This is a genomic window from Streptomyces sp. LE64, from assembly GCF_052606915.1.
Genome location: NZ_CP199708.1, coordinates 2,306,696 through 2,331,718, shown reverse-complemented (window position 1 = coordinate 2,331,718; position 25,023 = coordinate 2,306,696). Strand labels below are relative to the sequence as shown.

The window sequence follows — 25,023 nt, the reverse complement described above, 5'->3', positions numbered from 1 at the left end:
GACCGTGCCCCGGACCTGTCCCGTTGCCGGTCCGCGCCGCCCGCCCCGCCCCGTCCGGGGCCGGCCCCGGACGGGGCGGGGCGCGCCGTCACCCGGCCGGCCGACACGCCGGCACGTGCGCACAAGGGAACTCGTCCCGCCCGCCTGGCGTTGACCAGTACGGGAGGGTCCACTGGACCGTGGAAGAGCCGCCGCGGCCCCCCACCGCGGCACACAGCACCAAGGAGCAGAGGGTTCCCCTGCCGCACCACCAGGAGGGCTTACTGTGCACCGCCGGCACAATGGGTTGAAGACCGCTGTTCTCCTCGGAGGGCTGTCGGCGCTCATCATCGTCATCGGCAGCTTCTTCGGGCGCACGGGGCTGATCGTCGCCCTGGTCATCGCCCTGGGCACCAATGCCTACGCCTATTGGAACAGCGACAAGCTGGCGCTACGCGCGATGCGTGCCCGGCCGGTCAGCGAATTCGAGGCGCCGGCGCTCTACCGCATGGTCCGCGAGCTGTCGACGCAGGCCAGACAGCCCATGCCACGGCTCTACATCTCCCCGACCGAGGCCCCGAACGCCTTCGCGACCGGGCGCAACCCGCGCAACGCCGCGGTGTGCTGCACCGAAGGCATCCTCCGCATCCTGGACGAACGCGAGCTGCGGGGGGTGATCGGCCACGAGCTGAGCCACGTCTACAACCGCGACATCCTGATCTCCTCGGTCGCCGGCGCCCTCGCCTCGGTGATCATGTTCCTGGTCAACTTCGCCTGGCTGATCCCGATCGGCCGCTCCGACAACGACGAGGGCCCCGGCCTCCTCGGCATGCTGCTGATCATGATCCTGGGCCCGCTCGCGGCCTCCGTGATCAAGCTGGCCGTCAGCCGCTCCCGGGAGTACGAGGCGGACGCCTCCGGGGCCCAGCTCACCGGTGACCCGCTGGCGCTGGCGAGCGCCCTGCGCAAGCTGGACGCCGGGACGAAGCAACTGCCCCTGCCCCCGGAGCCGCGGATCGAGACGGCGAGCCACATGATGATCGCCAACCCGTTCCGTCCCGGCCAGGGCCTGTCCAAGATGTTCTCCACCCACCCGCCGATGGCCGAGCGCATCGCCCGACTCGAACAGATGGCAGGACCACACCAGTGAAGACCATCCTCAACGTCATTTGGCTCGTGTTCAGCGGGTTCTGGCTGTTCCTCGGCTACCTGCTGGCCGCCCTCCTCCTCTTCGTCACCATCATCGGCATCCCCTTCGGCCTGGCGGCGCTGCGCATCGGCGTCTACGCCCTGTGGCCCTTCGGACAGACGGTGGTGGACCGCCCCGGCGCGGGCGCGCCGTCCTGCGTGGGCAACGTCCTGTGGCTGGTCCTCGCGGGCTGGTGGCTGGCGCTCACCCACGTCGTCACGGGCGTCCTCCAGTGCCTCACCATCATCGGCATCCCCCTGGGCCTGGCGAACTTCAAGATGATCCCGGTCTCGCTGATGCCGCTCGGCAAGGAGATCGTCAGCACCGACCGGCCGTTCGCCGGCCGCTGGTGACGGCGCGGCCCCGGCCCCTCCGCCCCGACGAGGGGGCGCGGAGGGGCCGGGGCCGCGGAACGCCATCGGCGGTGCCGCCCGCCGCGCGGGCGGCAGCGACTACCGGTAGTTGACGAACTGGAGCGCGAAGTCGAAGTCCTGCCCCTTCAGCAGGGCGATGACGGCCTGGAGGTCGTCCCGGCTCTTGGAGCTGACCCGCAGCTCCTCGCCCTGCACCTGGGCCTTGATGCCCTTCGGGCCCTCGTCCCGGATGATCTTCGCCACCTTCTTGGCGTTCTCCTGGGAGATGCCCTCCTGGATCGAGGCGAAGAGCTTGTACTCCTTGCCGGACAGCTGCGGCTCGCCCGCGTCCAGCGCCTTCAGCGAGATGCCGCGCTTGACCAGCTTGCCCTGGAACACGTCGAGGATGGCGTTCACCCGGTCCTCGGAGTTCGCCTGCATCAGGACCTTCTCACCGGACCAGGCGATCGACGCCCCGACGTTGCGGAAGTCGTAGCGCTGCGAGATCTCCTTCGCCGCCTGGTTGAGGGCGTTGTCGACCTCCTGCCGCTCGACCTTCGAGACGATGTCGAAACTGGAGTCGGCCATGTGCTGTGGCTCCTTGGATCGGGTGCGTGGGATGCGGCCTCGGGGCCGGGACCGCATCCGCAAAGCCTAGCCACCGCTCCGCCGGGGGGTGCCGCTCAATCGAGTGGCGAAGCACCCCCGGGGATCGGGTATCGTTTACGTCGTCGCCGGAGAGCACAGCGGAAACGCCCGGTCTCCAGCGATATCCCAGGCGGTGTGCCCGAGCGGCCAAAGGGAGCAGACTGTAAATCTGCCGGCTCAGCCTTCCCAGGTTCGAATCCTGGCGCCGCCACACGGATGACGAAGGGCCCGCGACCACCCAGTGGTCGCGGGCCCTTCGTCATGCCCTCCCCCCGGAGCCTCCGCCGAGGCATCGCCGCAGGTCGGGCACGCAGAGCAGGGACACGTCGGATAGGCTGCCGCCCTTCTTGACGGCAGCGTCCTTCCTGATGGGGTGGGGAATGAAGACAGGCAGACGAACCGCCGCGGTGGCCGCGCTCGTGGGGGCGCTGGGCCTCTCGACGCTGAACGCGTCGACGGCCCATGCCGCGGACACCGGCATCACGGTGTCGGACATCGTCATCAACAAGGGCAAGCCGATCCTCGTCGGCACGACCAAGGTGGTGGAGCCGCCCCTCAGCTTCCGCATCACCCTGCCCCGGGGCTACAGCACCGCGAACCCCTTCAGCTACGGCGGGGAACCCTTCCTCTACCGCGGCAGCATCACCAGGGCGACCGACACCGGGGACAACTACATCGGCCCGGGCAGCTACATCTGCTACGAGGTCGACTCCCGGCGGGCCCGCTGCGAGGGCCACCTCTACATCAACCCGGAGCCGAGCCAGGAGCACGTCGACTCCAACAGCGACGCCACCTCCTGGAAGGTCGGCGTCGCGCTGCAACTGTGGAAGCCCAGCGGGGGCTTCCTGACCGGCGAACTGGAGACGCGTTCCCTGACGGTCCCCCTCAGGCGCGTCTCCAGGACCACCGTCGACGCCTCGCCGGAGCCGGTGGTCCGGGGCCGGACCGTCACCGTCACGGGCAAGCTGACCCGGGCGAACTGGAGCACCAAGAGGTACGACGGCTACGGCGACCGCACGGCCAGCCTCCAGTTCCGCGCCAAGGGCACCGACGCCTTCACGACGGTCAAGAAGGCCACCACCAGCCGGACCGGGGCGCTGAGGACCACGGTCACCGCCTCGGTCGACGGCTACTACCGTTGGGTGTACCAGGGCGACTCCGCGACCGGGCCCGCCACCAGCACCGCCGACTTCGTCGACGTGCGCTGAGGCGGCGGAGGGGGTCCGTCCGAGGTGACCAGCGGCGGACGGACCCCCGGTGACCGCCGGCCCGCTCACCCGTGGGCCGGCGGCGTTCGTGACGGCCGCTCAGGAGGCGGTCGGGCACTCCTTCCAGGCCAGGTGGTAGACGGTGCTGACGCTGCCGTCGGTGGAGTCCATGGTCATGAAGCTGGTCTCCGCCGGGTCGGAACCGCCCAGCAGCACCCGCAGCTCCGTGTTGACGTTGACGCTGCGCTTGACCCCGCAGGGAGCCCACACCAGGGACGCCCAGTCGGTGCTGTCGGTGGCCTGCCAGTCGTCCGCCCGCGGGCCGTTGAAGGTGTGGGTCCGCGAGGTGGTGTCGGAGGCGCCCTGGAAGTAGTACGACGCCTTCTGCACGCCCGTGGCGCCCGGCTGTAGGGAGGCGAAGCCGCGGTAGTCGACGCTGGTGACGGCGTACGTGAAGCCCTGCGGGACGTGCACGAGCAGGTTGAGCTGACAGTTCTTCCGGAACCCGGTCGGCGACGAGGCGCCGCCCGCCTGGGCCAGGTAGTCGCTGTAGGTGACGGTGAAGGCGGTGTTGCCGGGCGAAGTGGCGACGGCCGCCGTTCCCGCGCGGCAGCCCGAGCCGTTGACGGTCACCACGTCCACGGTGACCTTGCCGGGGGGCGGTGCGCTGGGGGTGGTGACCGATGCGGTCGCGCTCTGCGCGGGGATGACCGCCGCGATGAGTGCGGCGGTCGCGCTGGAGGCGAGCAGTCCGCGAACCATGGTTCTCCTGTCCGTTGCGTGAGGACCGCCGCGGCACCGGGTCGGCGCCGCGGTCGGCAGGTGGGCGGTCGTCCGGCCTGGCGGACGACCGGTCGGGCGGAAGAGCGGGGGTGGGCGGGTGGCTGCCGTACGTCCCTCTGCCGGGCCTGACCCGTGTTCCGTGTCCACCGTCCGCCGGGCCGCCGCGGGGGTGCGGCGGTCCGGCGGACGACGGACACCGGGCGCCGCGCCCCGGCGGGCGTCCCGCACGGTGAGCGGGTGTGCGGGGCCCGCCGGGGCGGGCTTCCGTCAGGGGCCGTCGCGTCCCGGGGCGGCCCTCGACGGAGTCTTCGGGGTCACGCGGCCGGGCACTCCCGCCACGCCAGGTGGTAGACGGTGTCGAGGGCGGCGTCGGTGGAGTCCATCGTCATGAAGCTGGTCTTGGTGCGGTCCGAGGTGCCCGCGTTCACGCGCAGCTCGGTGTTGATGTTGAGGTTGCGCTTCACCCCGCACGGGGCCCACACGAGGTTGGCCCACTCGGTGGTGTCGGTGGCCTGCCAGTCTTCGAGGAGCGGCCCGTTGAAGGTGTGCGAGCGGAACGCCGTGGCCGGTGAGCCCTGGAAGTAGTAGGAGGCCTTCTCCACCCCGGACGCACCGGGCTCCAGGGAGGCGAAGCCGCGGTAGTCGGCGCTCATGATCGCGTAGGTGAATCCGTGCGGGACGTGCACGATCAGGTTGAGCTGGCAGTTCTTCCGGAAGTCGGTCGGCAGCGAGGTGCCCCCGACCTTGGCCAGGTAGTCGCTGTAGGTCACCGTGAAGGCGGTGTTGTCCGGGGAGACGGCGACGGCGGCGGTGCCCGCCGGACAGCCGGAGCCGTTGACGGTCGCGACCTCGATCACGATCTTGTCCGGCGGCGCCTCGATGGTGGATGCGGACGCGCCGGCGCCGTGGGCGGGAAGGGCCGTCGCGAGGAGTGCGGCGACCGCCGCGCCGGAGGCGAGCAGAGCACGAACCATGGTTCTCCTGTCCAGTGCCGGCCCCCACGGCGGCACGACGAGCCTGTGCCGCCGCGCGGGTGGGGGGTGGTCATGCCGTCCGCGCGGGACGCGGAACGGGCGGCCGGATGCCGAAAGGTTTCGGCCTCGGTGGGGTGTGCGGCACGCAGCATGTCGAGTCCGCATGGGAGCCAGATGAGGATGTGAGAAACGCGTGAGCCGTCCAGGCGTCAACCGTTGAACACGGGGCGAGGAGAGGTCTGTGAGCTGCGAGGACGGCAACCCGTCCCCTCGGTCTCCCGACCGCTGCGGCGGTTGTTTCCAGCCGTTCTTCGCCCCGCCGAAGGCTCGGGCGCGGAGCCCGTTCGGCATGTGACGCGGGGGCGTGCCGCGGGCTGTTGTCAGTGGTCCGGGGCACACTGGTGGGATGTCCAGTCGCCGTAGGCTCTGCCCCCGGTGCCGCCGCGAAATCGCCGTTGTCGCGGGGCGCTTCGCCCGTCACGACCCACCCGGCGCGCGGGACGCCGGTTCTCTGCTCTCCTGCCCCGGGTCACGCGCAATCGCCGCGCTCGGGGCGGCACAACCCGCTCTCGACGGATACGCACCCCCGCAGTTCCCCGGGCAACTGCCCCTCTTCTGAACGCTTCCTGAGAACGCTCCCATCCGGCAGCGATCGGAAACGGCCGTCCGCGGACCCGTGGCACCCCCGCGCACGCACCGGCGGGCGCCACGGGACCGCCCCGCGACGCCCGCCGGCCCGTGCCCCCGCGCTCAGTTGCCCGCGACGCCCTTCACCGCCACCGACACGGGCACCCGACCCGAGATCAGCTCCAGCGTCAGTCCGGCCGTCGCCGGGGTGTCCAACAACTCCACGAGCACCGCGGCCACGTCGTCGCGCGGCACCGGGCCCCGCCCCGTGGACGCCTCCAACCGGACCAGCCCGGTGCCCGCGTCGTCGGTGAGCAGGCCGGGCCGCAGCACCGTGGCGTCCAGACCGGCGCGCGCCAGGACGTCGGCATCGGCCGCGCCCTTGGCCCGCAGGTACGCGTCGAACACCTCGTCGCCCGGGTGCTCGGGGTCGGCCCGCATCGCCGAGACGACCACGAACCGGCGCACGCCAGCCCGTTCGGCCGCGTCCGCGAGGAGCACCGCCGCGGCCCGGTCGACGGTGTCCTTGCGCGCCGCGCCGCTGCCGGGCCCCGCCCCGGCCGCGAACACGACCGCGTCGGCGCCCGACAGGTGCCGGGCGACCTCCTCGACCCCCGCGGCCTCCAGGTCGCAGACCACGGGCTCGGCCCCGGCGGCCCGCAGGTCCTCGGCGTGTTCGGCCCGGCGCACCAGACCCACTACCGCGTCCCCCCGCCGGGCGAGCAACCGCTCCAGCCGCAGCGCGATCCGACCGTGTCCTCCAGCAATGACGATCCGCATGTCCCGACCGTACGCCCGCCGCGCCCGCCGGGCGGCCAGGCGCCGCCGTGCGTCAGCCCGGTGCCTGGGGCCGTCCCTGCCGGGGCAGTTCCAGGGCCGCGGCGGCCGCCGAGTCGCAGTACTCCCGCACCGCGCTGGTGCGGGCCACCACCCTCCCCCGGTGGATCACGATCCGGCTGTACCCCAGGGACAGCACCGCGCCCAGCCGTTGCCCGCGCACCGCGAGCAACTCGGCCGGGAAACCGGCCTCGACCCGCACCGGCGGCAGCCCGAGCACCTCCCGGGCCGTCGCGCACACGGTGTCGTACGCCGCGTCGGTCCGCACCCCGTAGCGGGAGGCCAACAGGTAGGCGGCCTCCAACGGGTCGCCGCGGCCCACCGGGTTGCCGGTGTCCCGCAGCGCCCCGCTGCCGGCGGCCACCCGCACCCCCGCCGACCGCAGCAGCCGCACCGGGGCGGTCTCCCGCCGCTCCGCGCCCCCGCAGCCGCCCTGCGGCAGGCAGACCACGAAGACCCCGGCCGCCGCGAGCCGTTCGGCGACCCGCCCCGCGGCCTGGTCGGGGAGGTGGGCGAGTCCCCCGCAGGGGCCGAGGGCGACCTTGGGGCGCAGCCCGCCGGCCATGGCCGCCAGCCGGGCCAACCGGGTCGGGTCGTCCCCGTCGGTGTGCAGGTCCACGGCGCAGCCGTGCTCGGCGGCGAGTTCCAGCACCGTCTGCACGTACCCGGTGGGGTCGGGGTCGAGGTCGGGGCGGCCGCCCACCGCCGCGGCCCCCATCCGGACCGCGTCCCGCAGCAGCGCCAGCCCGTCCGCGCCCGCCACCCCGGTCAGCAGCCGGGGCATCGCCACCACGGACAGCTCGGCCAGCCCGCGCAGCGCCCGCCGGGCCTGGAGCACCGCCTCCAGCGCGCCGAGCCCGGCCACGTCCCCGACGCGGACGTGGCTGCGCAGCACGGTCGCCCCGTGCCCGAGTTGGAGCAGCGCGGCCTCGGTGGCGCGCCGCTGGACGTCCTGGACGTCGTACGGGACGGGGCCGGGGGCGTCGGCGGAGAGCGCGGTGTCCGCGTGGGCGTGGGGTTCGGCGGGCGCGGGCAGCAGCAGGTATCCGGTGAGGTCGAGCCGGGTGGCGGCGTACGCGGTGAGGCTGCCGGCGGTGCCGACCGCCTCGATCCGGCCGCTCCCGATCCGCACGTCGACGGTCCGCCCGTCCACCAGGCGGGCCCCGCACAGCAGCAGCCCCGAGCCGTCGGCCGCGGCGCCGTCGTCGCCGGAGGGGCGGGGAGAGCCGGAGGGCGGCTGCTGCGGCTGGCTGTCGGGCATCGCTCTCCTGGGCGCTCGGCCTGCGTGATCACACAGCGTGAGCCGAGCCTAGGACGGCGACCGGGCGGCGTCCGGGAGGAGCGCATTAGTCGTACGGATTGTGGTGCGACGGACGCACGGCCGGGGTACGCCCGCCCGGGGCGGGCGTGACCAGCGGGGACGCCGGTGGGGCGGGGCCGGGCGGGCCGGGCGGGCGCCCGGCGCACCGGGTGGCGGAGGGGCCGACGCACGACGGGGAAACGGCCGTGCGGGCCCTTGCGCGCCACCGGTGAACGGATTTGGGGGAACGGCGGGCGAGCGTGTAATGTCTTCCTCGCTCGCCCCAATAGCTCAGTCGGCAGAGCGTCTCCATGGTAAGGAGAAGGTCAACGGTTCGATTCCGTTTTGGGGCTCTGGTGTGTGAGGTCTCCCGCTCTCGGGCGGGGGGCTGCAACGCATCACAGCGGTGTAGCTCAGTCGGTAGAGCAAGCGGCTCATAATCGCTGTGTCACCGGTTCAAGTCCGGTCACCGCTACTGATAGTAGCCGATTGCGGGGTCGGTCCTTCGATCGGCTACTCTTTCTTGCGTTAATACCATTCCATCCGTTCGTCAAGGAGCACTCACGTGGCTGCCACCGACGTCCGCCCGAAGATCACGCTGGCCTGCGTGGAGTGCAAGGAGCGGAACTACATCACCAAGAAGAACCGGCGTAACAACCCGGACCGACTGGAGATGAAGAAGCACTGCCCGCGTTGCAACGCGCACACCGCGCACCGCGAAACGCGATAATCCAGGCTCGTACGCGAGGCCGTCCCCACGTTCCGGGGGCGGCCTCGCGTCGTTGTTCCGCAGTACTCCAGCACGTACGTCCGCGCGTGGCCGTGTGACGGAAGACCAGGAGGTGCCGCGCCCATGGCGCTCGATCAGTCCTTCGTGGGGCGGAGCTACCCGCCCACCGAGCCGTACGAGGTGGCCCGCGAGAAGATCCGGGAGTTCGCCGAGGCCGTCGGCGACGCCAACCCGGTGTACACCGACCCCGAGGCCGCGAAGGCGCTGGGGCATCCGGACGTGATCGCCCCGCCGACCTTCGTCTTCGCGATCACCTTCAAGGCCGCGGGCGAGGTCATCGCCGATCCGCAGCTGGGCCTCGACTACAGCCGGGTCGTCCACGGGGACCAGCGGTTCGCCTACCGCCGTCCGGTCCGGGCGGGCGACCGGTTGACGGTCACCAGCACCATCGAGGGCGTCAAGTCCATGGCCGGCAACGACATCCTGGACGTCCGGGGCGAGGTCCACGACGAGAGCGGCGAGCACGTGGTGACCGCCTGGACCAAGCTGGTGGCCCGCGCGGCCGAGGAGGCGTGACGATGACGACGGAGAACACGAGGGTGCCCTCCTACGACGAGGTCGAGGTGGGCACCGAGCTCCCCGCCGCCACCTTCCCGGTGACCCGCGCCGCACTGGTCCGGTACGCGGGCGCCTCCGGCGACTTCAACCCGATCCACTGGAACGAGCGCTTCGCCAAGGAGGTCGGGCTGCCGGACGTGATCGCGCACGGCATGTTCACCATGGCCGAGGCGATCCGGGTGGTCACCGACTGGACCGGCGACCCCGGCACCGTGGTCGAGTACGGTGTCCGCTTCACCAAGCCGGTCGTCGTCCCCGACGACGACGAGGGCGCCACCATCGAGGTCAGCGCGAAGATCGGCGCCAAGCTGGACGGGCGACGGGTCCGGGTGGACCTCACGGCCACCGCCGCCGGGCAGAAGGTGCTCGGCATGTCCCGTGCGGTCGTCCAACTGGGCTGAGCCCCCGAGGGCATCCGTGGGCCGCCGTCCCGAGCCGGGACGGCGGCCCACCGCCGTCCGCCGGCCCGGGCCGACATCCCGGGAAGCCCCTCCCCGCCCGCCGCCGCACGGGACCGGGCGCAGAACGCGGCCCGAGCACCGGACCACGGGGCCGGTCGGGCTCCCGGCCCGCCCCGTAGTCTTGTCGGGTGCGCCAGACCCACGATGCCCCGCTCGCCCCGCTGACCACCTTCCGGCTCGGCGGGCCCGCCACCACGCTGATCACCGCGACCACGGACGCCGAGGTCGTCGACGCGGTCCGGGCCGCCGACGACTCGGGCACCCCGCTGCTGCTCGTCGGCGGCGGCAGCAACCTGGTGGTCGGGGACGCGGGCTTCGCGGGCACCGCCCTGCGGATGGCGACCCGGGGGTTCCACCTCGACGGCACCCGGCTGGAGCTCGCCGCGGGCGAGGTCTGGACGGACGCGGTGGCCCGGGCGGTGGACGCCGGGCTCGCCGGGATCGAGTGCCTCGCCGGCATCCCCGGCTCCGCGGGCGCCACCCCGATCCAGAACGTCGGCGCGTACGGCCAGGAGGTCGCCTCCGTCATCGAGGAGGTCGTCGCCTACGACCGCCGGGCCCGGGAGACCGTCACCCTCAGCGGCGCGGAGTGCGCCTTCTCCTACCGGCACAGCCGCTTCAAGGACGACCCCGACCGGTACGTGGTCCTGCGGGTCCGGTTCGCCCTGGAGGACGCGGGCGGGCTGTCGGCGCCGATCCGGTACGCCGAGACCGCGCGGGTGCTGGGCGTCGAGGCGGGCGACCGGGTGCCGCTGGAGCGGGCCCGCGAGACCGTCCTCAAGCTGCGTGCGGGCAAGGGCATGGTGCTGGACCCCGAGGACCACGACACCTGGTCCGCCGGGTCCTTCTTCACCAACCCGATCCTCACCGACGCCGCCTTCGCCGCCTTCCGGGAGCGGGTCGCCGCCCGCCTCGGCCCGGACGCCGCCCCGCCCGCCTACCCGGCGGGGGAGGGGCGCACCAAGACCTCGGCCGCCTGGCTGATCGACCGCGCCGGCTTCGCCAAGGGGTACGGCACCGGGCCCGCCCGGATCTCCGGCAAGCACACCCTGGCCCTCACCAACCGGGGCTCGGCCACCACCGAGGACCTGCTGGCGCTGGCCCGCGAGGTGGTGGCCGGGGTGCGGGAGGCGTTCGGCGTCACCCTGGTCAACGAACCGGTGATGGTGGGCGTCCGCCTCTGACCGGCGCTCAGGTCGTCGGACGGTCGATCCGGTAGAGGTGGTGCAGCGGGTCGTCCTGCGGGTGGTCCGGCTCCAGCGGGCCGCTGCCCACCCGGCGCAGTCCCGCGCGTTCCAGGGCCCGCCAGGAACGGCGGTTGGCGGCGACCACCGGGACGATCACGCAGGAGGCGTCCCGGTCGGCGGTCCACAGCTCGGCGAGGGCCGCGGCGATCATCCGCGGGCCGAGCCCCTGCCCGGTGCGTTCGGCCGGGCCGATCAGGTAGTCGACGGTGTGGGCGCCCGCGGGCACCTCGACCAGGGCGGCGAGGGCGGCCCGGTAGTCGGGGTAGTCGGCGAGGCGCACCCGCTGCACCAGACCCACCGGTTCGCCGTCCAGGAGGGCGAGCAGGTCGTGCGAGGGCTCCTCGTCGCGGGCCGCCGGACCGAAGTCCCGGGCCACCGCGGCGGGGGAGGGGTCGTGGTGCCACCAGCGCGCCACGTGCGGTCGGGCGAGCCAGTCGCCCAGCAGCGGGAAGTCGGCTTCGGTCAGCCGACGGAACGCGATCATCCGGCCCCCTCCGTCGTGGTTCAGTCCGCCACGCCCACCGCCTGCCGGACCGTCCCGCGGTCCTCGACCATCGCCAGCATCGCATGCGCCACGTCCGCCCGGCTGAGGGTCCGGCCGGACTTCGGCCTCCCGCCGACCACGGTGCGGTACCGGCCGGTGACCGGTCCGTCCAGCAGCCGGGGCGGGCGGACGGCGGTCCAGTCGGCCCCGCTCCCGGCCAGGGCCGCCTCCATCGCCCGCATGTCGGCGTAGGCCGCCCGGAAGACCACGTTCACCACGGCTTCCGTGAGCCGGTCGACCAGCGGTTCGCCCGGCGGGGTGGGGGCCAGCGGGGCGGCGCTGACCACCAGCAGCCGCCGGACGTCCTCGGCGGCCATCGCCGCCAGCACCGCCCGGGTGAGCCGGGCGGTCACCCCGGGGTCCTTGCGGTCGCGCGGGCCGAGCGCGGAGAGCACCGCGTCCCGCCCGGCGACCGCGGCCCGCACCTGCTCGGGGGCGGTGAGGTCGGTGTCGAGCACCTCCAGGGTGCCGGGGTCCCCGGGCGCCGCCGTCACCGTGAGCCGGGCCGGGTCCCGCACCACCGCGGTCACCTCGTGGCCGGCGGCCAGGCCCTGCCGGACGATCTCCCGGCCGACCCCGCCGGTCGCACCGAACACCGTGATCCTCATCAACCCCTCCAAGGTGGGTAAGTATTCACTCACCCCTAGAGTGGGTACTCCCGCACCCACCCGTCAAGCGGAGCCCCCGTGCCCAACGACCGCCCCACCCCCGTCCGGCCCCCCGCCCGCACCCGCATCGTGGACGCCGCGCACGAACTGATGCGGACCGTCGGCATCGTCCGCGCCACCACCAAGGAGATCGCCCGCACCGCCGGCTGCTCGGAGGCCGCTCTCTACAAGTACTTCACCAGCAAGGAGGAGGTCTTCGTCACCGTCCTCGAAGAGCGGCTGCCACCGCTCGGCCCGCTGATGGAACGGCTCGCCGGACAACCAGGCACCGGGGACGTCGAGGAGAACCTCGCCGAGATCGCCCGGCTCGCCAGCCTCTTCTACGAGCAGAGCTTCCCCATCGGCGCCTCCCTCTTCGCCGAACTCCGCCTCAAGCGGCGCCACGACGACGCCCTCCGCCGGATCGGCGCCGGCCCCCACCTGCTCATCGAGGGACTGGCCGACTACCTCCGCGCCGAACAGCGGGCCGGCCGTGTCCGCGCGGACGCCGACCCCCACACCGCCGCGGCCCTCCTCATGGGCGCCTGCTGCCAACGCGCCTTCGCCTACGACGCCACCCGGTCCGGCGAGCCCCCGCAGTCCCTGGACGACTTCGCCCGGTCCGCCGCCCGCACCCTGCTCGCCGGACTCCGCTGAGCCCGACCGGGGCCCCGGGTCAGGACACCGGAGCGGCGGGCGGCGCGGTCAGCCAGGCGTCGACGCCGCCCAGCAGGCGCTCCCGCTCCTCGCGGGGCGCCGCCGAGGCCCTGATCGACTGCCGGGCCAGCTCCGCCAGCTCCGGATCGGAGAACCCGTGCACGGTCCGGGCGAGCTCGTACTGCTCGGTGAGCCGCGCCCCGAACAGCAGCGGGTCGTCGGCGCCCAGCGCCAGCGGCACCCCCGCGTCGAACATGGTCCGCAGCGGCACGTCCGCCGCCTTGTCGTACACCCCGAGCGCCACGTTCGAGGTCGGGCAGACCTCGCAGGTCACCCCCCGGTCGGCGAGCCGTTTCAACAGCCGCGGGTCCTCCGCCGCCCGCACCCCGTGGCCCACCCGGTCGGCGTGCAGGTCGTCCAGGCAGTCCCGGACCGAGGCCGGGCCGGTCAGCTCCCCGCCGTGCGGCGCGGACAGCAGGCCGCCCTCGCGGGCGATGGCGAACGCCCGGTCGAAGTCCCTGGCCATGCCGCGCCGCTCGTCGTTGGAGAGCCCGAAGCCGACGACGCCCCGGTCCGCGTAGCGCACCGCGAGCCGGGCCAGGGTGCGGGCGTCCAGAGGGTGCTTCATCCGGTTGGCGGCGACCAGCACCCGCATCCCGAGCCCGGTGTCCCGCGCGGCGGTGTCCACCGCGTCCAGGATGATCTCCAGCGCGGGGATCAGCCCGCCCAGCCGGGGCGCGTACGAGGTCGGGTCGACCTGGATCTCCAGCCAGCCGGAGCCCGCGCGCAGGTCCTCCTCGGCGGCCTCCCGCACCAGCCGCTGGATGTCCTCCGGATCGCGCAGGCAGGACCGGGCCATGTCGTACAGCCGCTGGAAGCGGAACCAGCCGCGCTCGTCGGTGGCGCGCAGCACCGGGGGTTCGGCCCCGGTCAGTGCGGGGGGTAGGTGCACCCCGTGCTTGTCCGCCAGTTCCAACAGGGTGCCGGGCCGCATCGAGCCCGTGAAGTGCAGATGCAGATGCGCCTTCGGCAGGGTGCCGAGGTCTCGAACGTGCTCCATCCCAGGATCCTGCCGCACCGGACGCCCCGCCGGTACCGGCTTTCCCCGTTCGGGTCCTTGCCCGAACGAAGGAGCGGGCTCCCACCAGGGGGAGCCCGCTCCGATGTGACGCACGTGACGTGTGCGCAGCAGAGTGGCCAGCGTGACCGGGGGCACCCCGTAACGTTACGGGGTGCCCCCAGTTTCAGTCGGTGGCCTCCGCCAGCAGCTTCTGGATGCGGGACACGCCCTCGGCCAGGTCCTCGTCGCCGAGCGCGTACGACAGCCGCAGGTAGCCCGGGGTGCCGAAGGCCTCGCCGGGCACCACCGCCACCTCGACCTCGTCCAGGATCAGCGCGGCCAGCTCCACGCTGCTGGTCGGCCGCTGGCCCCGGATCTCCTTGCCGAGCAGCGCCTTCACCGACGGGTACACGTAGAAGGCGCCCTCCGGCTCCGGGCAGACCACGCCGTCGATCTCGTTCAGCATCCGCACGATCGTCCGCCGGCGCCGGTCGAACGCCTCCCGCATCTCGGCCACCGCCGTCAGGTCGCCGGAGACCGCGGCGAGCGCGGCGGCCTGGGCGACGTTGGAGACGTTGGAGGTGGCGTGCGACTGGAGGTTGGTCGCGGCCTTGACCACGTCCTTCGGACCGATCAGCCAGCCCACCCGCCAGCCGGTCATGGCGTACGTCTTGGCGACGCCGTTGACCACGATGCACTTGTCGCGCAGCTCCGGCACCACGGTGGGCAGCGAGGTGAACACGGCGTCGCCGTAGACCAGGTGCTCGTAGATCTCGTCGGTGAGCACCCACAACCCGTGCTCGGCGGCCCAGCGGCCGATCGCCTCGGTGTCCTCGGCGCTGTAGACGGCGCCGGTCGGGTTGGAGGGCGAGACGAACAGCAGGACCTTGGTCCGCTCGGTGCGCGCGGCCTCCAGCTGCTCGACGGTCACCCGGTAGCCGCTGGTCTCGTCGGTGACCACGTCGACCGGGACGCCGCCCGCGAGCCGGATCGACTCCGGGTAGGTGGTCCAGTACGGCGCCGGGACGATGACCTCGTCGCCCGGGTCGAGGATCGCGGCGAACGCCTCGTAGATCGCCTGCTTGCCGCCGTTGGTCACCAGGACCTGCGCGGCCTCGACCTCGTAGCCGGAGTCGCGGAGCGTCTTCGCGGCGATGGCGGCCTTCAGCTCCGGGAGCCCACCGGCGGGGGTGTAGCGGTGGAACTTCGGGTTCTTGCACGCCTCGACGGCGGCTTCGACGATGTAGTCGGGCGTCGGGAAGTCGGGCTCGCCGGCGCCGAAGCCGATCACCGGACGCCCGGCGGCCTTGAGGGCCTTGGCCTTGGCGTCGACGGCGAGGGTCGCGGACTCGGAGATCGCACCGATCCGGGCGGAGACCCGGCGTTCGGTCGGGGAGGTTGCAGCGCTCATGCGCCCCATGCTTCCAGACCCGGAGCCGGCCCGGTACGCGGGTTTCACCCACTGGGCAGCGGGCCCGGGAACGCCGCCACGGGCGCCCCCGACGGCCCCCGCGGCGGCCGCTGTTCGACGTCGGCGCGCAGAACACGTACACTCTCTCCTCGTTGGCCGACACCGGCCGCACCCGTCGATCGCACACCCCGCGGTCGCCCGGATGCGGTACGTTGGGGCGAACCAAAGGGTCGTAGCTCAATTGGTAGAGCACTGGTCTCCAAAACCAGCGGTTGGGGGTTCAAGTCCCTCCGGCCCTGCAAGTCCCACCTCCCCTTCCGGATGTGTGGATGTATGGCACGTACGTACGCAATGCACCGCCGTGCGGCTCAACCGGGCGCGGCACGGCCGACCCGGGAATCAGGTGAGGAAGAGTGACGGACGCCGTGGGCTCCATCGACATGCCTGATGCTCAGGACGACGCTCCGGATTCGGAGAAGAAGGCGCGCAAGGGCGGGAAGCGCGGCAAGAAGGGTCCCTTCGGCCGCCTCGCCCTCTTCTACCGCCAGATCGTCGCGGAACTGCGCAAGGTCGTCTGGCCGACGCGCTCGCAGCTCACCACCTACACGATCGTCGTGATCATCTTCGTGGTCATCATGATCGGTATCGTGAGCGTGCTGGACCTCGGCCTGGACAAAGTCGCGAAGTACGTCTTCGGCTGATGCCGGAAGCACAGCCCCCAGCGAAGGACGCCGACCTCGGCGTCCCTTTCGCGTTGTTCCACCCCTCTGTAACCAGGAAGAAGCAGCCACCGTGTCTGACCCGAACCTGAACGACGCCGTCGAGTCCGATGAGGTCGCTGCGGAGTCCGTGAAGTCCGCCGAGGCCGGCGGGTCCACCGAGGACGAGCGTGACGTCGTCGAGGGCGTCGACGTCGACGAGGACCGGGCCGAGGACGACACCGAGGTCGACGGAACGACCGAGGCCGAGGACGAGGCGGACGGGACCGACCAGGACGCCGAGGCCGCGGACGACGCCGAGGCCGACGCCGTGGAGGAGCCCGAGCCGGTGGACCCGGTCGCCGCCCTCCGCGAGGAGCTGCGCACCCTGCCCGGCGAGTGGTACGTGATCCACACCTACGCGGGCTACGAGAAGCGCGTGAAGGCAAACCTGGAGCAGCGCGCCGTCTCGCTGAACGTCGAGGAGTTCATCTACCAGGCCGAAGTGCCCGAGGAAGAGATCGTCCAGATCAAGAACGGCGAGCGCAAGAACGTCCGCCAGAACAAGCTCCCCGGCTACGTCCTGGTCCGCATGGACCTCACCAACGAGTCCTGGGGCGTCGTCCGCAACACCCCGGGCGTCACCGGCTTCGTCGGCAACGCCTACGACCCGTACCCGCTGACCCTGGACGAGATCGTCAAGATGCTCGCCCCGGAGGCCGAGGCCAAGGCCGCCCGCGAGGCCGCCGACGCCGAGGGCCGCCCGGTGCCGCAGCGCAAGGTCGAGGTCCAGGTGCTGGACTTCGAGGTCGGCGACTCGGTGACGGTCACGGACGGCCCGTTCGCCACCCTCCAGGCCACGATCAACGAGATCAACGCCGACTCGAAGAAGGTCAAGGGCCTGGTCGAGATCTTCGGTCGCGAGACCCCGGTCGAGCTGAGCTTCGACCAGATCCAGAAGAACTGACGCCGCCGGGCCGGTCGACCTCCGGGCCGCCCGGCCCCGCAGACGACTTCCGACCAGGTCAGAACGGTCCCCGCGACCGTTCTGACCTGTCGGTTTTTCTCCGCACCGCGCTACCCGTTATCGTTGTGCGGTATGCCTCCATCCGGATGATCGGCTGGAGCGCTCACACCTCTCACTAGGACCCGGAGAGAGCAATGCCTCCCAAGAAGAAGAAGGTCACGGGGCTGATCAAGCTCCAGATCCAGGCCGGTGCCGCCAACCCGGCTCCGCCGGTCGGCCCCGCGCTGGGTCAGCACGGCGTCAACATCATGGAGTTCTGCAAGGCCTACAACGCCGCGACCGAGTCGCAGCGCGGTTGGGTCATCCCGGTGGAGATCACGGTCTACGAGGACCGTTCCTTCACCTTCATCACCAAGACCCCGCCGGCCGCGAAGATGATCCTCAAGGCCGCGGGCGTGGAGAAGGGCTCCGGCGAGCCGCACAAGACCAAGGTCGCCAAGATCACCCAGGCGCAGGTCCGCGAGATCGCCACCACCAAGATGCCCGACCTCAACGCCAACGACCTGGACGCCGCCGCGAAGATCATCGCGGGCACCGCCCGGTCCATGGGTGTCACGGTCGAGGACTGACCTCCCGTAGCCTCTCGGGCCCCGCGCCCGGACGGATGCGACCCGTACGACCTTCCAGAAAGTGGCAGGGCCCGCGCCGGCCCGCACCACGACTCCGTTCCCGTCCGGCGGCTCGACCGCCTGACGACACTCTGTACAGGAGCAGAAGTGAAGCGCAGCAAGTCCCTCCGCGCCGCTGACGCCAAGATCGACCGGGACCGGCTCTACGCCCCGCTCGAAGCCGTGCGTCTCGCCAAGGAGACCTCGACGTCCAAGTTCGACGGCACCGTCGAGGTCGCCTTCCGGCTCGGTGTCGACCCCCGCAAGGCGGACCAGATGGTCCGTGGCACCGTGAACCTCCCGCACGGCACCGGCAAGACCGCCCGGGTCCTGGTCTTCGCGACCGGTGAGCGTGCCGAGGCCGCGCGTGCCGCGGGCGCCGACATCGTCGGCTCCGACGAACTGATCGACGAGATCTCCAAGGGCCAGCGGCTCAACGAGTTCGACGCCGTCGTCGCCACCCCGGACCTCATGGGCAAGGTCGGTCGTCTCGGCCGCGTCCTCGGCCCGCGTGGTCTGATGCCGAACCCGAAGACCGGCACCGTGACCCCGGACGTGGCCAAGGCCGTGACCGAGATCAAGGGCGGCAAGATCGAGTTCCGCGTCGACAAGCACTCGAACCTCCACTTCATCATCGGCAAGGTGTCCTTCGACGACACCAAGCTGGTGGAGAACTACGGCGCCGCGCTGGAGGAGATCCTCCGTCTGAAGCCGTCCGCCGCCAAGGGCCGCTACATCAAGAAGGCCGCCATCACCACCACGGTCGGCCCCAGCGTTCCCGTGGACGCCAACCGCACCCGCAACCTCCTCGTCGAGGAGGACCCGGCCGCCGTCTGAGCGACCGGGCACGCGACCGCGTGACCGCAGGGCCCCGTACCGTCCGGTTCTCCGGCGGCACGGGGCCCTGCGCCGTTCCTCGGGCGTTCGGCCCCGCCTGCGCTAGCGTGCCCACCAGCGGCACCCACACGGGGGAACGGGGGCGGGGACCATGCGGCGCAACACGCGACGGACCGGCGACGGGCGGACGCGCGCCACCGGGACGTTCCGCGCCCCGGCGCGCCGGATCGGCCGGCGCCACACCTGGCTCTCGTGGGGGGCGCTCTCGCTGGCCCCGCTGCTGCTGGGCGTCGGTGGCGGCTTCCTCGCCCTGTCCGCCTGCACCGACGGCGACGCCCCGGCGACCCGTCCCGCGGCCACCGCCTCCCCGCCGCCCCGGGAGGTGCTCCGGGCACTGCGCACCGCCGCGGAACGCACCCGGGCCGCGGGGTCCGCACGGGTCAGTGCGGTCATGGCGCTGGACGGCACGGTGTCCACCGAGACCACCGGGGTGCTCGGCTGGTCGGACGGGCTGCACGGCACCCTCGCCATCCGCTACACGGGCGGCACCCTCACCGAGACCCTGCGGGAGTGGGGCGCGGACGCCACCGAGGCGCGGTACGTGGACGGCGCCTACTACGCGCGGATGGGCGACGCCTTCGCCGCCCGCACCGGAGGTCGGCACTGGATACGGCACGACGCCGCCCGCGGGGCCTCCGCCGCCGACGTGAGCCCGGGCGGCTCGATGGATCTCCTGCTGCTCGCCCCGGACGTCCGGGAGGCCGGGCGTGCGGTGGTCCGCGGGGTCGAGACCACCCGCTACGCGGGCACCGTCCGCCCGGCGGAGCTGCCCACCCGGGGGCCGGCCGCCGAGCGGGCGGAGGCGGTGCGCGAACGCCTGCGGGCCGCGGGGATCACGGAGGAGCGGATCGAGGTGTGGGTGGACTCCGCGGGTCGACTGGTGAAGCGCACGGAGCGCAGCCGCACCGCGGCCGGCGTGCTGCGCAGCACCGCGCACTACCGAGACTTCGGGGCCCGGGTGACGGCCCGCCCCGCCCCCGACCCCGCGGACACCGTGGACTACGAGGCGCTGGTGCACGGCGCCCGCTGACGGCGGACGCACCCCCCGCCGGGGACGATTTGCCTGGCGCGCACCCGGTCCCGTACGCTTCCCGAGAAGCCAAAGACCGCTGGTTGTTTGCCGCGTGCCCGTCCGGGTCGCGGTGGCCGAAGGTTCGCTGAACTGCGAACGACCCGCGCAGGTGACCGTGGAAGTGCTCCTGGACGGGTATCCCGTATCCGTTCGGTAGAGCTACGCCCCGTGCCCTGCGCCGGGGCGTTTTGTTTTCCTCAGTCCTCCTTCGGGTCCGCGCGGTCCGAATCACCCGGAAGGAGGCCGAGGCTCATGGCGAGGCCCGACAAGGCTGACGCGGTTGCCGAGCTGACGGACAAGTTCCGCAGCTCGAACGCCGCCGTGCTGACCGAGTACCGCGGTCTCACCGTGGCACAGCTCAAGCAGCTGCGCCGTTCGCTCGGTGAGAACGCCCAGTACGCCGTGGTGAAGAACACGCTGACCAAGATCGCTGCCAATGAGGCCGGGATCTCGACGCTCGACGACCTGTTCAACGGTCCGACGGCGGTCGCCTTCGTCACCGGTGACCCGGTGGAGTCGGCGAAGGGTCTTCGTGACTTCGCCAAGGACAACCCGAATCTCGTCATCAAGGGCGGTGTCCTTGACGGCAAGGCGCTGTCCGCCGATGAGATCAAGAAGCTTGCGGACCTTGAGTCCCGCGAGGTTCTGCTCGCCAAGCTGGCGGGTGCCATGAAGGGCAAGCAGTCCCAGGCTGCCGCGCTCTTCCAGGCGCTTCCCTCGAAGTTCGTCCGCACCGCGGAGGCGCTTCGTGCCAAGAAGGCCGAGGGCGAGCAGGGCGGTGCCGAGTAACTCGGCTCGCACTTTGACCGCCGCCGCCTGACGCATCCGCGTCGGTGCGGGGACGGTCGCCGCGGGCCCGACGTACGCCCGCCTGACATGTACATCCGGCACCTGCCGAATTAGTGGAAGGATCGCCCATCATGGCGAAGCTCAGCCAGGAAGACCTGCTCGCGCAGTTCGACGAGATGACCCTCATCGAGCTCTCCGAGTTCGTGAAGGCGTTCGAGGAGCGTTTCGACGTCACCGCCGCCGCCCCGGTCGCCGTTGCCGCCGGTGCCCCCGGCGCCCCGGCCGCCGAGGCCGCCGAGGAGCAGGACGAGTTCGACGTCATCCTCACCGGCGCCGGCGAGAAGAAGATCCAGGTCATCAAGGTCGTGCGCGAGCTGACCTCCCTGGGTCTGAAGGAGGCCAAGGACCTCGTCGACGGCACCCCGAAGCCCGTCCTGGAGAAGGTCGCCAAGGACGCCGCCGAGAAGGCTGCCGAGTCCCTCAAGGCCGCCGGCGCCTCCGTCGAGGTCAAGTGACCCCACGGGAGTCCAGCGGACTCCCGCACGAGTGCGGCGCCCCCGCGGCGCCCCTCGTCCGCCTCTCGCTGTAACGCGGAGGCCCCCAACGGCGATCACCCAAGTGGGTGGTCGCCGTTCGGCGTTCCGTCCCTCGTCCGAAGGGCTGCTTGCGCAGTGCGTGACGACGAGTATGGTGATCTTCGTTGTGCGCGCGGTAGCCCTGGTGACGGTCCGCCCGGCAACGGCGGTCAGTGACGTTCGCGGCACCCGGTTCGCACGAGGGGGCCTTGACGAACCGCACGCAGCGCGCAATTCTCAGGACGCGTCGTCACTACGATCCGAACTCCGAGGCATGGATCGGCGGCGAAGAGGGCAGTATCGATGTGCGTCGAGGACGTGACGGACGGCAGGCGTGGGAGAGCACAGAGGGTGTCAGTAAACCCGCACTGGACATCAGTGGGCCTTGTGGCTACACTGACCCTTTGCGCTGCCTGTTAGCTGCCTCCTGCCCGTCACCAGGGGCATGCCCATGCTTGAGCACCGAGTCGAAAACCGTCCCTGACCTGGGATTTCGTGTGGACGTCTCGTCGTGTCCAGGCGGGGGACCGGTACGCGCGTAGTGAGTCCGAGCCCTCGGAAGGACCCCTCTTGGCCGCCTCGCGCACTGCCTCGACCGCGAATACGAACAACGGCGCCAGCACCGCCCCGCTGCGCATCTCCTTTGCAAAGATCAAGGAGCCCCTTGAGGTTCCGAACCTTCTTGCGCTGCAAACCGAGAGCTTTGACTGGCTGCTCGGCAACGACGCGTGGAAGGCTCGTGTCGAGGCGGCTCTGGACAGCGGACAGGACGTCCCCACCAAGTCCGGTCTGGAGGAGATCTTCGAGGAGATCTCCCCGATCGAGGACTTCTCCGGGTCGATGTCCCTGACCTTCCGCGACCACCGCTTCGAGCCGCCGAAGAACTCCATCGACGAGTGCAAGGAGCGCGACTTCACCTTCGCCGCGCCGCTCTTCGTCACCGCCGAGTTCACCAACAACGAGACCGGCGAGATCAAGTCCCAGACGGTCTTCATGGGCGACTTCCCGCTCATGACCAACAAGGGCACCTTCGTCATCAACGGCACCGAGCGCGTCGTGGTGTCGCAGCTCGTCCGTTCGCCCGGCGTCTACTTCGACTCCTCCATCGACAAGACGTCCGACAAGGACATCTTCTCCGCCAAGATCATCCCCTCCCGGGGTGCCTGGCTGGAGATGGAGATCGACAAGCGCGACATGGTCGGCGTCCGCATCGACCGCAAGCGCAAGCAGTCCGTCACCGTCCTCCTGAAGGCGCTCGGCTGGACCACCGAGCAGATCCTGGAGGAGTTCGGCGAGTACGAGTCCATGCGCGCCACCCTGGAGAAGGACCACACCCAGGGCCAGGACGACGCGCTGCTGGACATCTACCGCAAGCTCCGTCCGGGCGAGCCCCCCACGCGCGAGGCAGCCCAGACCCTGCTGGAGAACCTCTACTTCAACCCGAAGCGCTACGACCTGGCCAAGGTCGGCCGCTACAAGGTCAACAAGAAGCTCGGCGCCGACGAGCCGCTCGACGCCGGCGTGCTCACCACCGACGACGTCATCGCGACCATCAAGTACCTGGTCAAGCTGCACGCCGGGGAGACCGAGACGGTCGGCGAGTCCGGCCGCACGATCGTCGTCGAGACCGACGACATCGACCACTTCGGCAACCGTCGTCTGCGCAACGTCGGCGAGCTGATCCAGAACCAGGTCCGTACGGGTCTCGCCCGCATGGAGCGCGTCGTGCGCGAGCGGATGACCACCCAGGACGTCGAGGCGATCACGCCGCAGACCCTGATCAACATCCGGCCGGTCGTCGCCTCCATCAAGGAGTTCTTCGGCACCAGCCAGCTGTCCCAGTTCATGGACCAGAACAACCCGCTGTCGGGGCTCACCCACAAGCGCCGCCTCTCGGCGCTCGGCCCGGGTGGCCTCTCCCGCGAGCGGGCCGGCTTCGAGGTCCGTGACGTGCACCCCTCGCACTACGGCCGCATGTGCCCGATCGAGACCCCCGAAGGCCCGAACATCGGTCTGATCGGCTCGCTCGCCTCCTACGGCCGCGTCAACGCCTTCGGCTTCGTGGAGACCCCGTACCGCAAGGTCGTCGACGGCCAGGTCACCGACGAGGTCGACTACCTGACCGCCGACGAGGAGGACCGCTTCGTCATCGCGCAGGCCAACGCCCGGCTCACCGACGAACTCCGGTTCGCCGAGAACCGCGTGCTGGTCCGCCGCCGCGGCGGCGAGGTCGACTACGTGCCCGGCACCGACGTCGACTACATGGACGTCTCCCCGCGCCAGATGGTGTCCGTCGCCACCGCGATGATCCCCTTCCTGGAGCACGACGACGCCAACCGCGCGCTCATGGGCGCCAACATGATGCGCCAGGCCGTGCCGCTCATCAAGGCGGAGGCCCCGCTCGTCGGCACCGGCATGGAGTACCGCTGCGCCACCGACGCCGGCGACGTCATCAAGGCCGCGAAGGACGGTGTCGTCCAGGAGGTCTCCGCCGACTACGTCACCGTCACCAACGACGACGGCACGTACACCACGTACCGGGTCGCGAAGTTCTCGCGCTCCAACCAGGGCACCTCGGTCAACCAGAAGGTCATCGTGGCCGAGGGCGACCGGGTCATCGAGGGCCAGGTCCTCGCCGACGGTCCCGCCACCGAGAACGGCGAGATGGCGCTCGGCAAGAACCTGCTCGTCGCGTTCATGCCGTGGGAGGGCCACAACTACGAGGACGCGATCATCCTGTCGCAGCGCCTCGTCCAGGACGACGTCCTCTCCTCGATCCACATCGAGGAGCACGAGGTCGACGCCCGTGACACCAAGCTCGGCCCCGAGGAGATCACCCGGGACATCCCGAACGTCTCCGAAGAGGTCCTCGCCGACCTCGACGAGCGCGGCATCATCCGCATCGGCGCCGAGGTCATCGGCGGCGACATCCTCGTCGGCAAGGTCACGCCCAAGGGCGAGACCGAGCTGACCCCCGAGGAGCGCCTGCTCCGCGCGATCTTCGGCGAGAAGGCCCGTGAGGTCCGCGACACCTCGCTGAAGGTGCCGCACGGCGAGACCGGCAAGGTCATCGGCGTCCGCGTCTTCGACCGCGAGGAGGGCGACGAGCTGCCGCCCGGCGTCAACCAGCTGGTCCGGGTGTACGTCGCCCAGAAGCGGAAGATCACGGACGGCGACAAGCTCGCCGGACGCCACGGCAACAAGGGCGTCATCTCCAAGATCCTCCCGATCGAGGACATGCCGTTCATGGAGGACGGCACCCCCGTCGACATCATCCTCAACCCGCTCGGCGTCCCGTCCCGGATGAACCCGGGACAGGTCCTGGAGATCCACCTCGGCTGGCTCGCCAGCCAGGGCTGGGACGTCTCCGGCCTCGCCGACGACTGGGCGCAGCGCCTCCAGGCCATCGAGGCCGACCAGGTCGCCCCGCGCACCAACGTCGCCACCCCCGTCTTCGACGGCGCCCGCGAGGACGAGCTCGCCGGCCTGCTGAAGCACACCATCCCCAACCGCGACGGCGACCGCATGGTCCTCCCGTCCGGCAAGGCGCAGCTGTACGACGGCCGCTCCGGCGAGCCGTTCCCGGACCCGATCTCCGTCGGGTACATGTACATCCTCAAGCTGCACCACCTGGTCGACGACAAGCTGCACGCCCGCTCGACCGGTCCGTACTCGATGATCACCCAGCAGCCGCTGGGTGGTAAGGCCCAGTTCGGTGGCCAGCGCTTCGGTGAGATGGAGGTGTGGGCGCTTGAGGCTTACGGTGCCGCCTACGCCCTCCAGGAGCTGCTGACCATCAAGTCCGACGACGTCACCGGCCGCGTGAAGGTCTACGAGGCCATCGTCAAGGGCGAGAACATCCCCGAGCCCGGCATCCCCGAGTCCTTCAAGGTGCTCATCAAGGAGATGCAGTCCCTGTGCCTCAACGTGGAGGTGCTGTCCTCGGACGGCATGTCCATCGAGATGCGCGACACCGACGAGGACGTCTTCCGCGCGGCGGAGGAACTCGGCATCGACCTGTCCCGGCGCGAGCCGAGCAGCGTCGAAGAGGTCTGACGGGTCCGGCCGGGACCGCCCCAGGGCG

General features: G+C 71.5%; 26 protein-coding genes and 4 tRNA genes. 21 read left to right on the top strand and 9 right to left on the bottom strand.

Annotated features, from left to right (window positions below; all coding sequences use genetic code 11):
- Positions 1–265: 265 nt before the first annotated feature.
- Together htpX and ACSMX9_RS10440 are read left to right on the top strand one after the other, a co-directional pair.
- Complete coding sequence (htpX, locus tag ACSMX9_RS10445; protein WP_445401815.1) at positions 266–1,129, top strand: zinc metalloprotease HtpX; 864 nt, start codon at positions 266–268, stop codon at positions 1,127–1,129.
- A complete protein-coding gene (locus ACSMX9_RS10440; RefSeq protein WP_445401813.1) occupies positions 1,126–1,521 on the top strand; it encodes a YccF domain-containing protein in 396 nt (131 codons plus the stop codon). The genes htpX and ACSMX9_RS10440 overlap by 4 nt, the downstream gene beginning before the upstream one ends.
- 99 nt (positions 1,522–1,620) lie before the next feature.
- Here the strand turns inward: ACSMX9_RS10440 and ACSMX9_RS10435 are convergent, their stop codons facing one another.
- The gene (locus tag ACSMX9_RS10435; protein WP_351248259.1) at positions 1,621–2,109 is read right to left on the bottom strand and encodes a YajQ family cyclic di-GMP-binding protein; all 489 of its coding nucleotides are present in this window, start codon (positions 2,107–2,109) and stop codon (positions 1,621–1,623) included.
- Positions 2,110–2,298: 189 nt separating this feature from the next.
- On the opposite strand from ACSMX9_RS10435, the gene ACSMX9_RS10430 reads away from it, so the two are divergent.
- Positions 2,299–2,380, top strand: a tRNA-Tyr gene (locus tag ACSMX9_RS10430).
- Between the two features lie 169 nt (positions 2,381–2,549).
- On the top strand, positions 2,550–3,377 hold the full coding sequence (locus tag ACSMX9_RS10425) for a hypothetical protein (protein WP_445401811.1): 828 nt from the start codon (positions 2,550–2,552) through the stop codon (positions 3,375–3,377).
- A 99-nt stretch (positions 3,378–3,476) separates the two neighbouring features.
- On the opposite strand, the gene ACSMX9_RS10420 is transcribed toward ACSMX9_RS10425, so the two are convergent.
- Together ACSMX9_RS10420 and ACSMX9_RS10415 are read right to left on the bottom strand one after the other, a co-directional pair.
- Positions 3,477–4,139, bottom strand: coding sequence for a DUF4360 domain-containing protein (locus tag ACSMX9_RS10420; RefSeq protein WP_351248263.1), 663 nt, complete (start codon positions 4,137–4,139; stop codon positions 3,477–3,479).
- Between the two features lie 335 nt (positions 4,140–4,474).
- The gene (locus ACSMX9_RS10415; protein WP_445401809.1) at positions 4,475–5,134 is read right to left on the bottom strand and encodes a DUF4360 domain-containing protein; all 660 of its coding nucleotides are present in this window, start codon (positions 5,132–5,134) and stop codon (positions 4,475–4,477) included.
- A gap of 406 nt (positions 5,135–5,540) precedes the next feature.
- Between ACSMX9_RS10415 and ACSMX9_RS10410 the strand changes: the two genes are divergently transcribed.
- Positions 5,541–5,753 carry a hypothetical protein gene (locus ACSMX9_RS10410; protein WP_445401807.1) on the top strand — a complete coding sequence of 71 codons (213 nt, stop codon included), beginning with the start codon at positions 5,541–5,543 and terminating at the stop codon, positions 5,751–5,753.
- Between the two features lie 131 nt (positions 5,754–5,884).
- Here ACSMX9_RS10410 and ACSMX9_RS10405 read toward each other — a convergent pair whose 3' ends face one another.
- The gene (locus tag ACSMX9_RS10405; protein WP_445401806.1) at positions 5,885–6,541 is read right to left on the bottom strand and encodes an NAD(P)H-binding protein; all 657 of its coding nucleotides are present in this window, start codon (positions 6,539–6,541) and stop codon (positions 5,885–5,887) included.
- 52 nt (positions 6,542–6,593) lie between these two features.
- Positions 6,594–7,859, bottom strand: a complete 1,266-nt coding sequence (locus ACSMX9_RS10400; protein ID WP_445401804.1) for an amidohydrolase family protein — start codon at positions 7,857–7,859, stop codon at positions 6,594–6,596.
- Positions 7,860–8,178: 319 nt separating this feature from the next.
- On the opposite strand from ACSMX9_RS10400, the gene ACSMX9_RS10395 reads away from it, so the two are divergent.
- The 6 genes from ACSMX9_RS10395 (at position 8,179) to ACSMX9_RS10370 (ending at position 10,891) form a co-directional block, all read left to right on the top strand.
- Positions 8,179–8,251 (top strand) — tRNA-Thr (locus ACSMX9_RS10395).
- A 49-nt stretch (positions 8,252–8,300) separates the two neighbouring features.
- Positions 8,301–8,373: transfer RNA gene (locus ACSMX9_RS10390), tRNA-Met, on the top strand.
- Positions 8,374–8,463: 90 nt separating this feature from the next.
- Positions 8,464–8,628 carry a 50S ribosomal protein L33 gene (gene rpmG, locus ACSMX9_RS10385; RefSeq protein ID WP_003948671.1) on the top strand — a complete coding sequence of 55 codons (165 nt, stop codon included), beginning with the start codon at positions 8,464–8,466 and terminating at the stop codon, positions 8,626–8,628.
- Between the two features lie 123 nt (positions 8,629–8,751).
- A complete protein-coding gene (locus ACSMX9_RS10380) occupies positions 8,752–9,204 on the top strand; it encodes a MaoC family dehydratase N-terminal domain-containing protein (protein ID WP_351244565.1) in 453 nt (150 codons plus the stop codon).
- Positions 9,205–9,206: 2 nt separating this feature from the next.
- On the top strand, positions 9,207–9,647 hold the full coding sequence (locus ACSMX9_RS10375; RefSeq protein ID WP_445401802.1) for a MaoC family dehydratase: 441 nt from the start codon (positions 9,207–9,209) through the stop codon (positions 9,645–9,647).
- A gap of 188 nt (positions 9,648–9,835) precedes the next feature.
- Positions 9,836–10,891, top strand: coding sequence for a UDP-N-acetylmuramate dehydrogenase (locus tag ACSMX9_RS10370; RefSeq protein WP_445401800.1), 1,056 nt, complete (start codon positions 9,836–9,838; stop codon positions 10,889–10,891).
- A 7-nt stretch (positions 10,892–10,898) separates the two neighbouring features.
- Here ACSMX9_RS10370 and ACSMX9_RS10365 read toward each other — a convergent pair whose 3' ends face one another.
- Entirely contained in the window at positions 10,899–11,438 is a 540-nt protein-coding gene (locus tag ACSMX9_RS10365; RefSeq protein WP_445401798.1) for a GNAT family N-acetyltransferase, read from the bottom strand.
- Between the two features lie 20 nt (positions 11,439–11,458).
- The gene (locus ACSMX9_RS10360) at positions 11,459–12,106 is read right to left on the bottom strand and encodes an NAD(P)-dependent oxidoreductase (protein ID WP_445401796.1); all 648 of its coding nucleotides are present in this window, start codon (positions 12,104–12,106) and stop codon (positions 11,459–11,461) included.
- 78 nt (positions 12,107–12,184) lie between these two features.
- Between ACSMX9_RS10360 and ACSMX9_RS10355 the strand changes: the two genes are divergently transcribed.
- Positions 12,185–12,802, top strand: a complete 618-nt coding sequence (locus ACSMX9_RS10355; protein ID WP_445401794.1) for a TetR/AcrR family transcriptional regulator — start codon at positions 12,185–12,187, stop codon at positions 12,800–12,802.
- 19 nt (positions 12,803–12,821) lie between these two features.
- On the opposite strand, the gene ACSMX9_RS10350 is transcribed toward ACSMX9_RS10355, so the two are convergent.
- Both ACSMX9_RS10350 and ACSMX9_RS10345 read right to left on the bottom strand, forming a co-directional pair.
- A complete protein-coding gene (locus tag ACSMX9_RS10350) occupies positions 12,822–13,862 on the bottom strand; it encodes an adenosine deaminase (protein ID WP_366114084.1) in 1,041 nt (346 codons plus the stop codon).
- A gap of 184 nt (positions 13,863–14,046) precedes the next feature.
- Entirely contained in the window at positions 14,047–15,273 is a 1,227-nt protein-coding gene (locus ACSMX9_RS10345; RefSeq protein WP_366114085.1) for a pyridoxal phosphate-dependent aminotransferase, read from the bottom strand.
- Between the two features lie 226 nt (positions 15,274–15,499).
- On the opposite strand from ACSMX9_RS10345, the gene ACSMX9_RS10340 reads away from it, so the two are divergent.
- From ACSMX9_RS10340 to rpoB, 9 genes are all read left to right on the top strand, one after another.
- Positions 15,500–15,572: transfer RNA gene (locus ACSMX9_RS10340), tRNA-Trp, on the top strand.
- 114 nt (positions 15,573–15,686) lie between these two features.
- The gene (secE, locus tag ACSMX9_RS10335) at positions 15,687–15,974 is read left to right on the top strand and encodes a preprotein translocase subunit SecE (protein WP_445401792.1); all 288 of its coding nucleotides are present in this window, start codon (positions 15,687–15,689) and stop codon (positions 15,972–15,974) included.
- Between the two features lie 91 nt (positions 15,975–16,065).
- A complete protein-coding gene (nusG, locus tag ACSMX9_RS10330) occupies positions 16,066–16,938 on the top strand; it encodes a transcription termination/antitermination protein NusG (RefSeq protein WP_445401790.1) in 873 nt (290 codons plus the stop codon).
- A gap of 194 nt (positions 16,939–17,132) precedes the next feature.
- A complete protein-coding gene (gene rplK, locus ACSMX9_RS10325; protein ID WP_351244547.1) occupies positions 17,133–17,567 on the top strand; it encodes a 50S ribosomal protein L11 in 435 nt (144 codons plus the stop codon).
- A 147-nt stretch (positions 17,568–17,714) separates the two neighbouring features.
- Positions 17,715–18,443, top strand: a complete 729-nt coding sequence (gene rplA / locus ACSMX9_RS10320; RefSeq protein WP_351244545.1) for a 50S ribosomal protein L1 — start codon at positions 17,715–17,717, stop codon at positions 18,441–18,443.
- 151 nt (positions 18,444–18,594) lie between these two features.
- Positions 18,595–19,533: a hypothetical protein gene (locus tag ACSMX9_RS10315; RefSeq protein ID WP_445401788.1), complete on the top strand. Its 939-nt coding sequence runs from the start codon at positions 18,595–18,597 to the stop codon at positions 19,531–19,533.
- 294 nt (positions 19,534–19,827) lie between these two features.
- Complete coding sequence (gene rplJ, locus ACSMX9_RS10310) at positions 19,828–20,364, top strand: 50S ribosomal protein L10 (RefSeq protein WP_366114088.1); 537 nt, start codon at positions 19,828–19,830, stop codon at positions 20,362–20,364.
- A 131-nt stretch (positions 20,365–20,495) separates the two neighbouring features.
- Positions 20,496–20,879 carry a 50S ribosomal protein L7/L12 gene (gene rplL / locus ACSMX9_RS10305; RefSeq protein ID WP_351244539.1) on the top strand — a complete coding sequence of 128 codons (384 nt, stop codon included), beginning with the start codon at positions 20,496–20,498 and terminating at the stop codon, positions 20,877–20,879.
- Positions 20,880–21,509: 630 nt separating this feature from the next.
- Positions 21,510–24,995, top strand: coding sequence for a DNA-directed RNA polymerase subunit beta (gene rpoB / locus ACSMX9_RS10300; protein ID WP_351244537.1), 3,486 nt, complete (start codon positions 21,510–21,512; stop codon positions 24,993–24,995).
- Positions 24,996–25,023 lie beyond the last annotated feature (28 nt).

Excerpts from the sequence above, each read along its gene's own strand:
- ACSMX9_RS10435 (WP_351248259.1), bottom strand. The coding sequence starts at position 2,109 with ATGGCCGACTCCAGTTTCGACATCGTCTCGAAGGTCGAGCGGCAGGAG.
- ACSMX9_RS10425 (WP_445401811.1), top strand. The coding sequence starts at position 2,550 with ATGAAGACAGGCAGACGAACCGCCGCGGTGGCCGCGCTCGTGGGGGCG.
- ACSMX9_RS10420 (WP_351248263.1), bottom strand. The coding sequence starts at position 4,139 with ATGGTTCGCGGACTGCTCGCCTCCAGCGCGACCGCCGCACTCATCGCG.
- ACSMX9_RS10415 (WP_445401809.1), bottom strand. The coding sequence starts at position 5,134 with ATGGTTCGTGCTCTGCTCGCCTCCGGCGCGGCGGTCGCCGCACTCCTC.
- ACSMX9_RS10410 (WP_445401807.1), top strand. The coding sequence starts at position 5,541 with ATGTCCAGTCGCCGTAGGCTCTGCCCCCGGTGCCGCCGCGAAATCGCC.
- ACSMX9_RS10405 (WP_445401806.1), bottom strand. The coding sequence starts at position 6,541 with ATGCGGATCGTCATTGCTGGAGGACACGGTCGGATCGCGCTGCGGCTG.
- ACSMX9_RS10400 (WP_445401804.1), bottom strand. The coding sequence starts at position 7,859 with ATGCCCGACAGCCAGCCGCAGCAGCCGCCCTCCGGCTCTCCCCGCCCC.
- ACSMX9_RS10380 (WP_351244565.1), top strand. The coding sequence starts at position 8,752 with ATGGCGCTCGATCAGTCCTTCGTGGGGCGGAGCTACCCGCCCACCGAG.
- ACSMX9_RS10375 (WP_445401802.1), top strand. The coding sequence starts at position 9,207 with ATGACGACGGAGAACACGAGGGTGCCCTCCTACGACGAGGTCGAGGTG.
- ACSMX9_RS10365 (WP_445401798.1), bottom strand. The coding sequence starts at position 11,438 with ATGATCGCGTTCCGTCGGCTGACCGAAGCCGACTTCCCGCTGCTGGGC.
- ACSMX9_RS10360 (WP_445401796.1), bottom strand. The coding sequence starts at position 12,106 with ATGAGGATCACGGTGTTCGGTGCGACCGGCGGGGTCGGCCGGGAGATC.
- ACSMX9_RS10350 (WP_366114084.1), bottom strand. The coding sequence starts at position 13,862 with ATGGAGCACGTTCGAGACCTCGGCACCCTGCCGAAGGCGCATCTGCAT.
- ACSMX9_RS10345 (WP_366114085.1), bottom strand. The coding sequence starts at position 15,273 with ATGAGCGCTGCAACCTCCCCGACCGAACGCCGGGTCTCCGCCCGGATC.
- rplK (WP_351244547.1), top strand. The coding sequence starts at position 17,133 with ATGCCTCCCAAGAAGAAGAAGGTCACGGGGCTGATCAAGCTCCAGATC.
- ACSMX9_RS10315 (WP_445401788.1), top strand. The coding sequence starts at position 18,595 with ATGCGGCGCAACACGCGACGGACCGGCGACGGGCGGACGCGCGCCACC.
- rplJ (WP_366114088.1), top strand. The coding sequence starts at position 19,828 with ATGGCGAGGCCCGACAAGGCTGACGCGGTTGCCGAGCTGACGGACAAG.
- rplL (WP_351244539.1), top strand. The coding sequence starts at position 20,496 with ATGGCGAAGCTCAGCCAGGAAGACCTGCTCGCGCAGTTCGACGAGATG.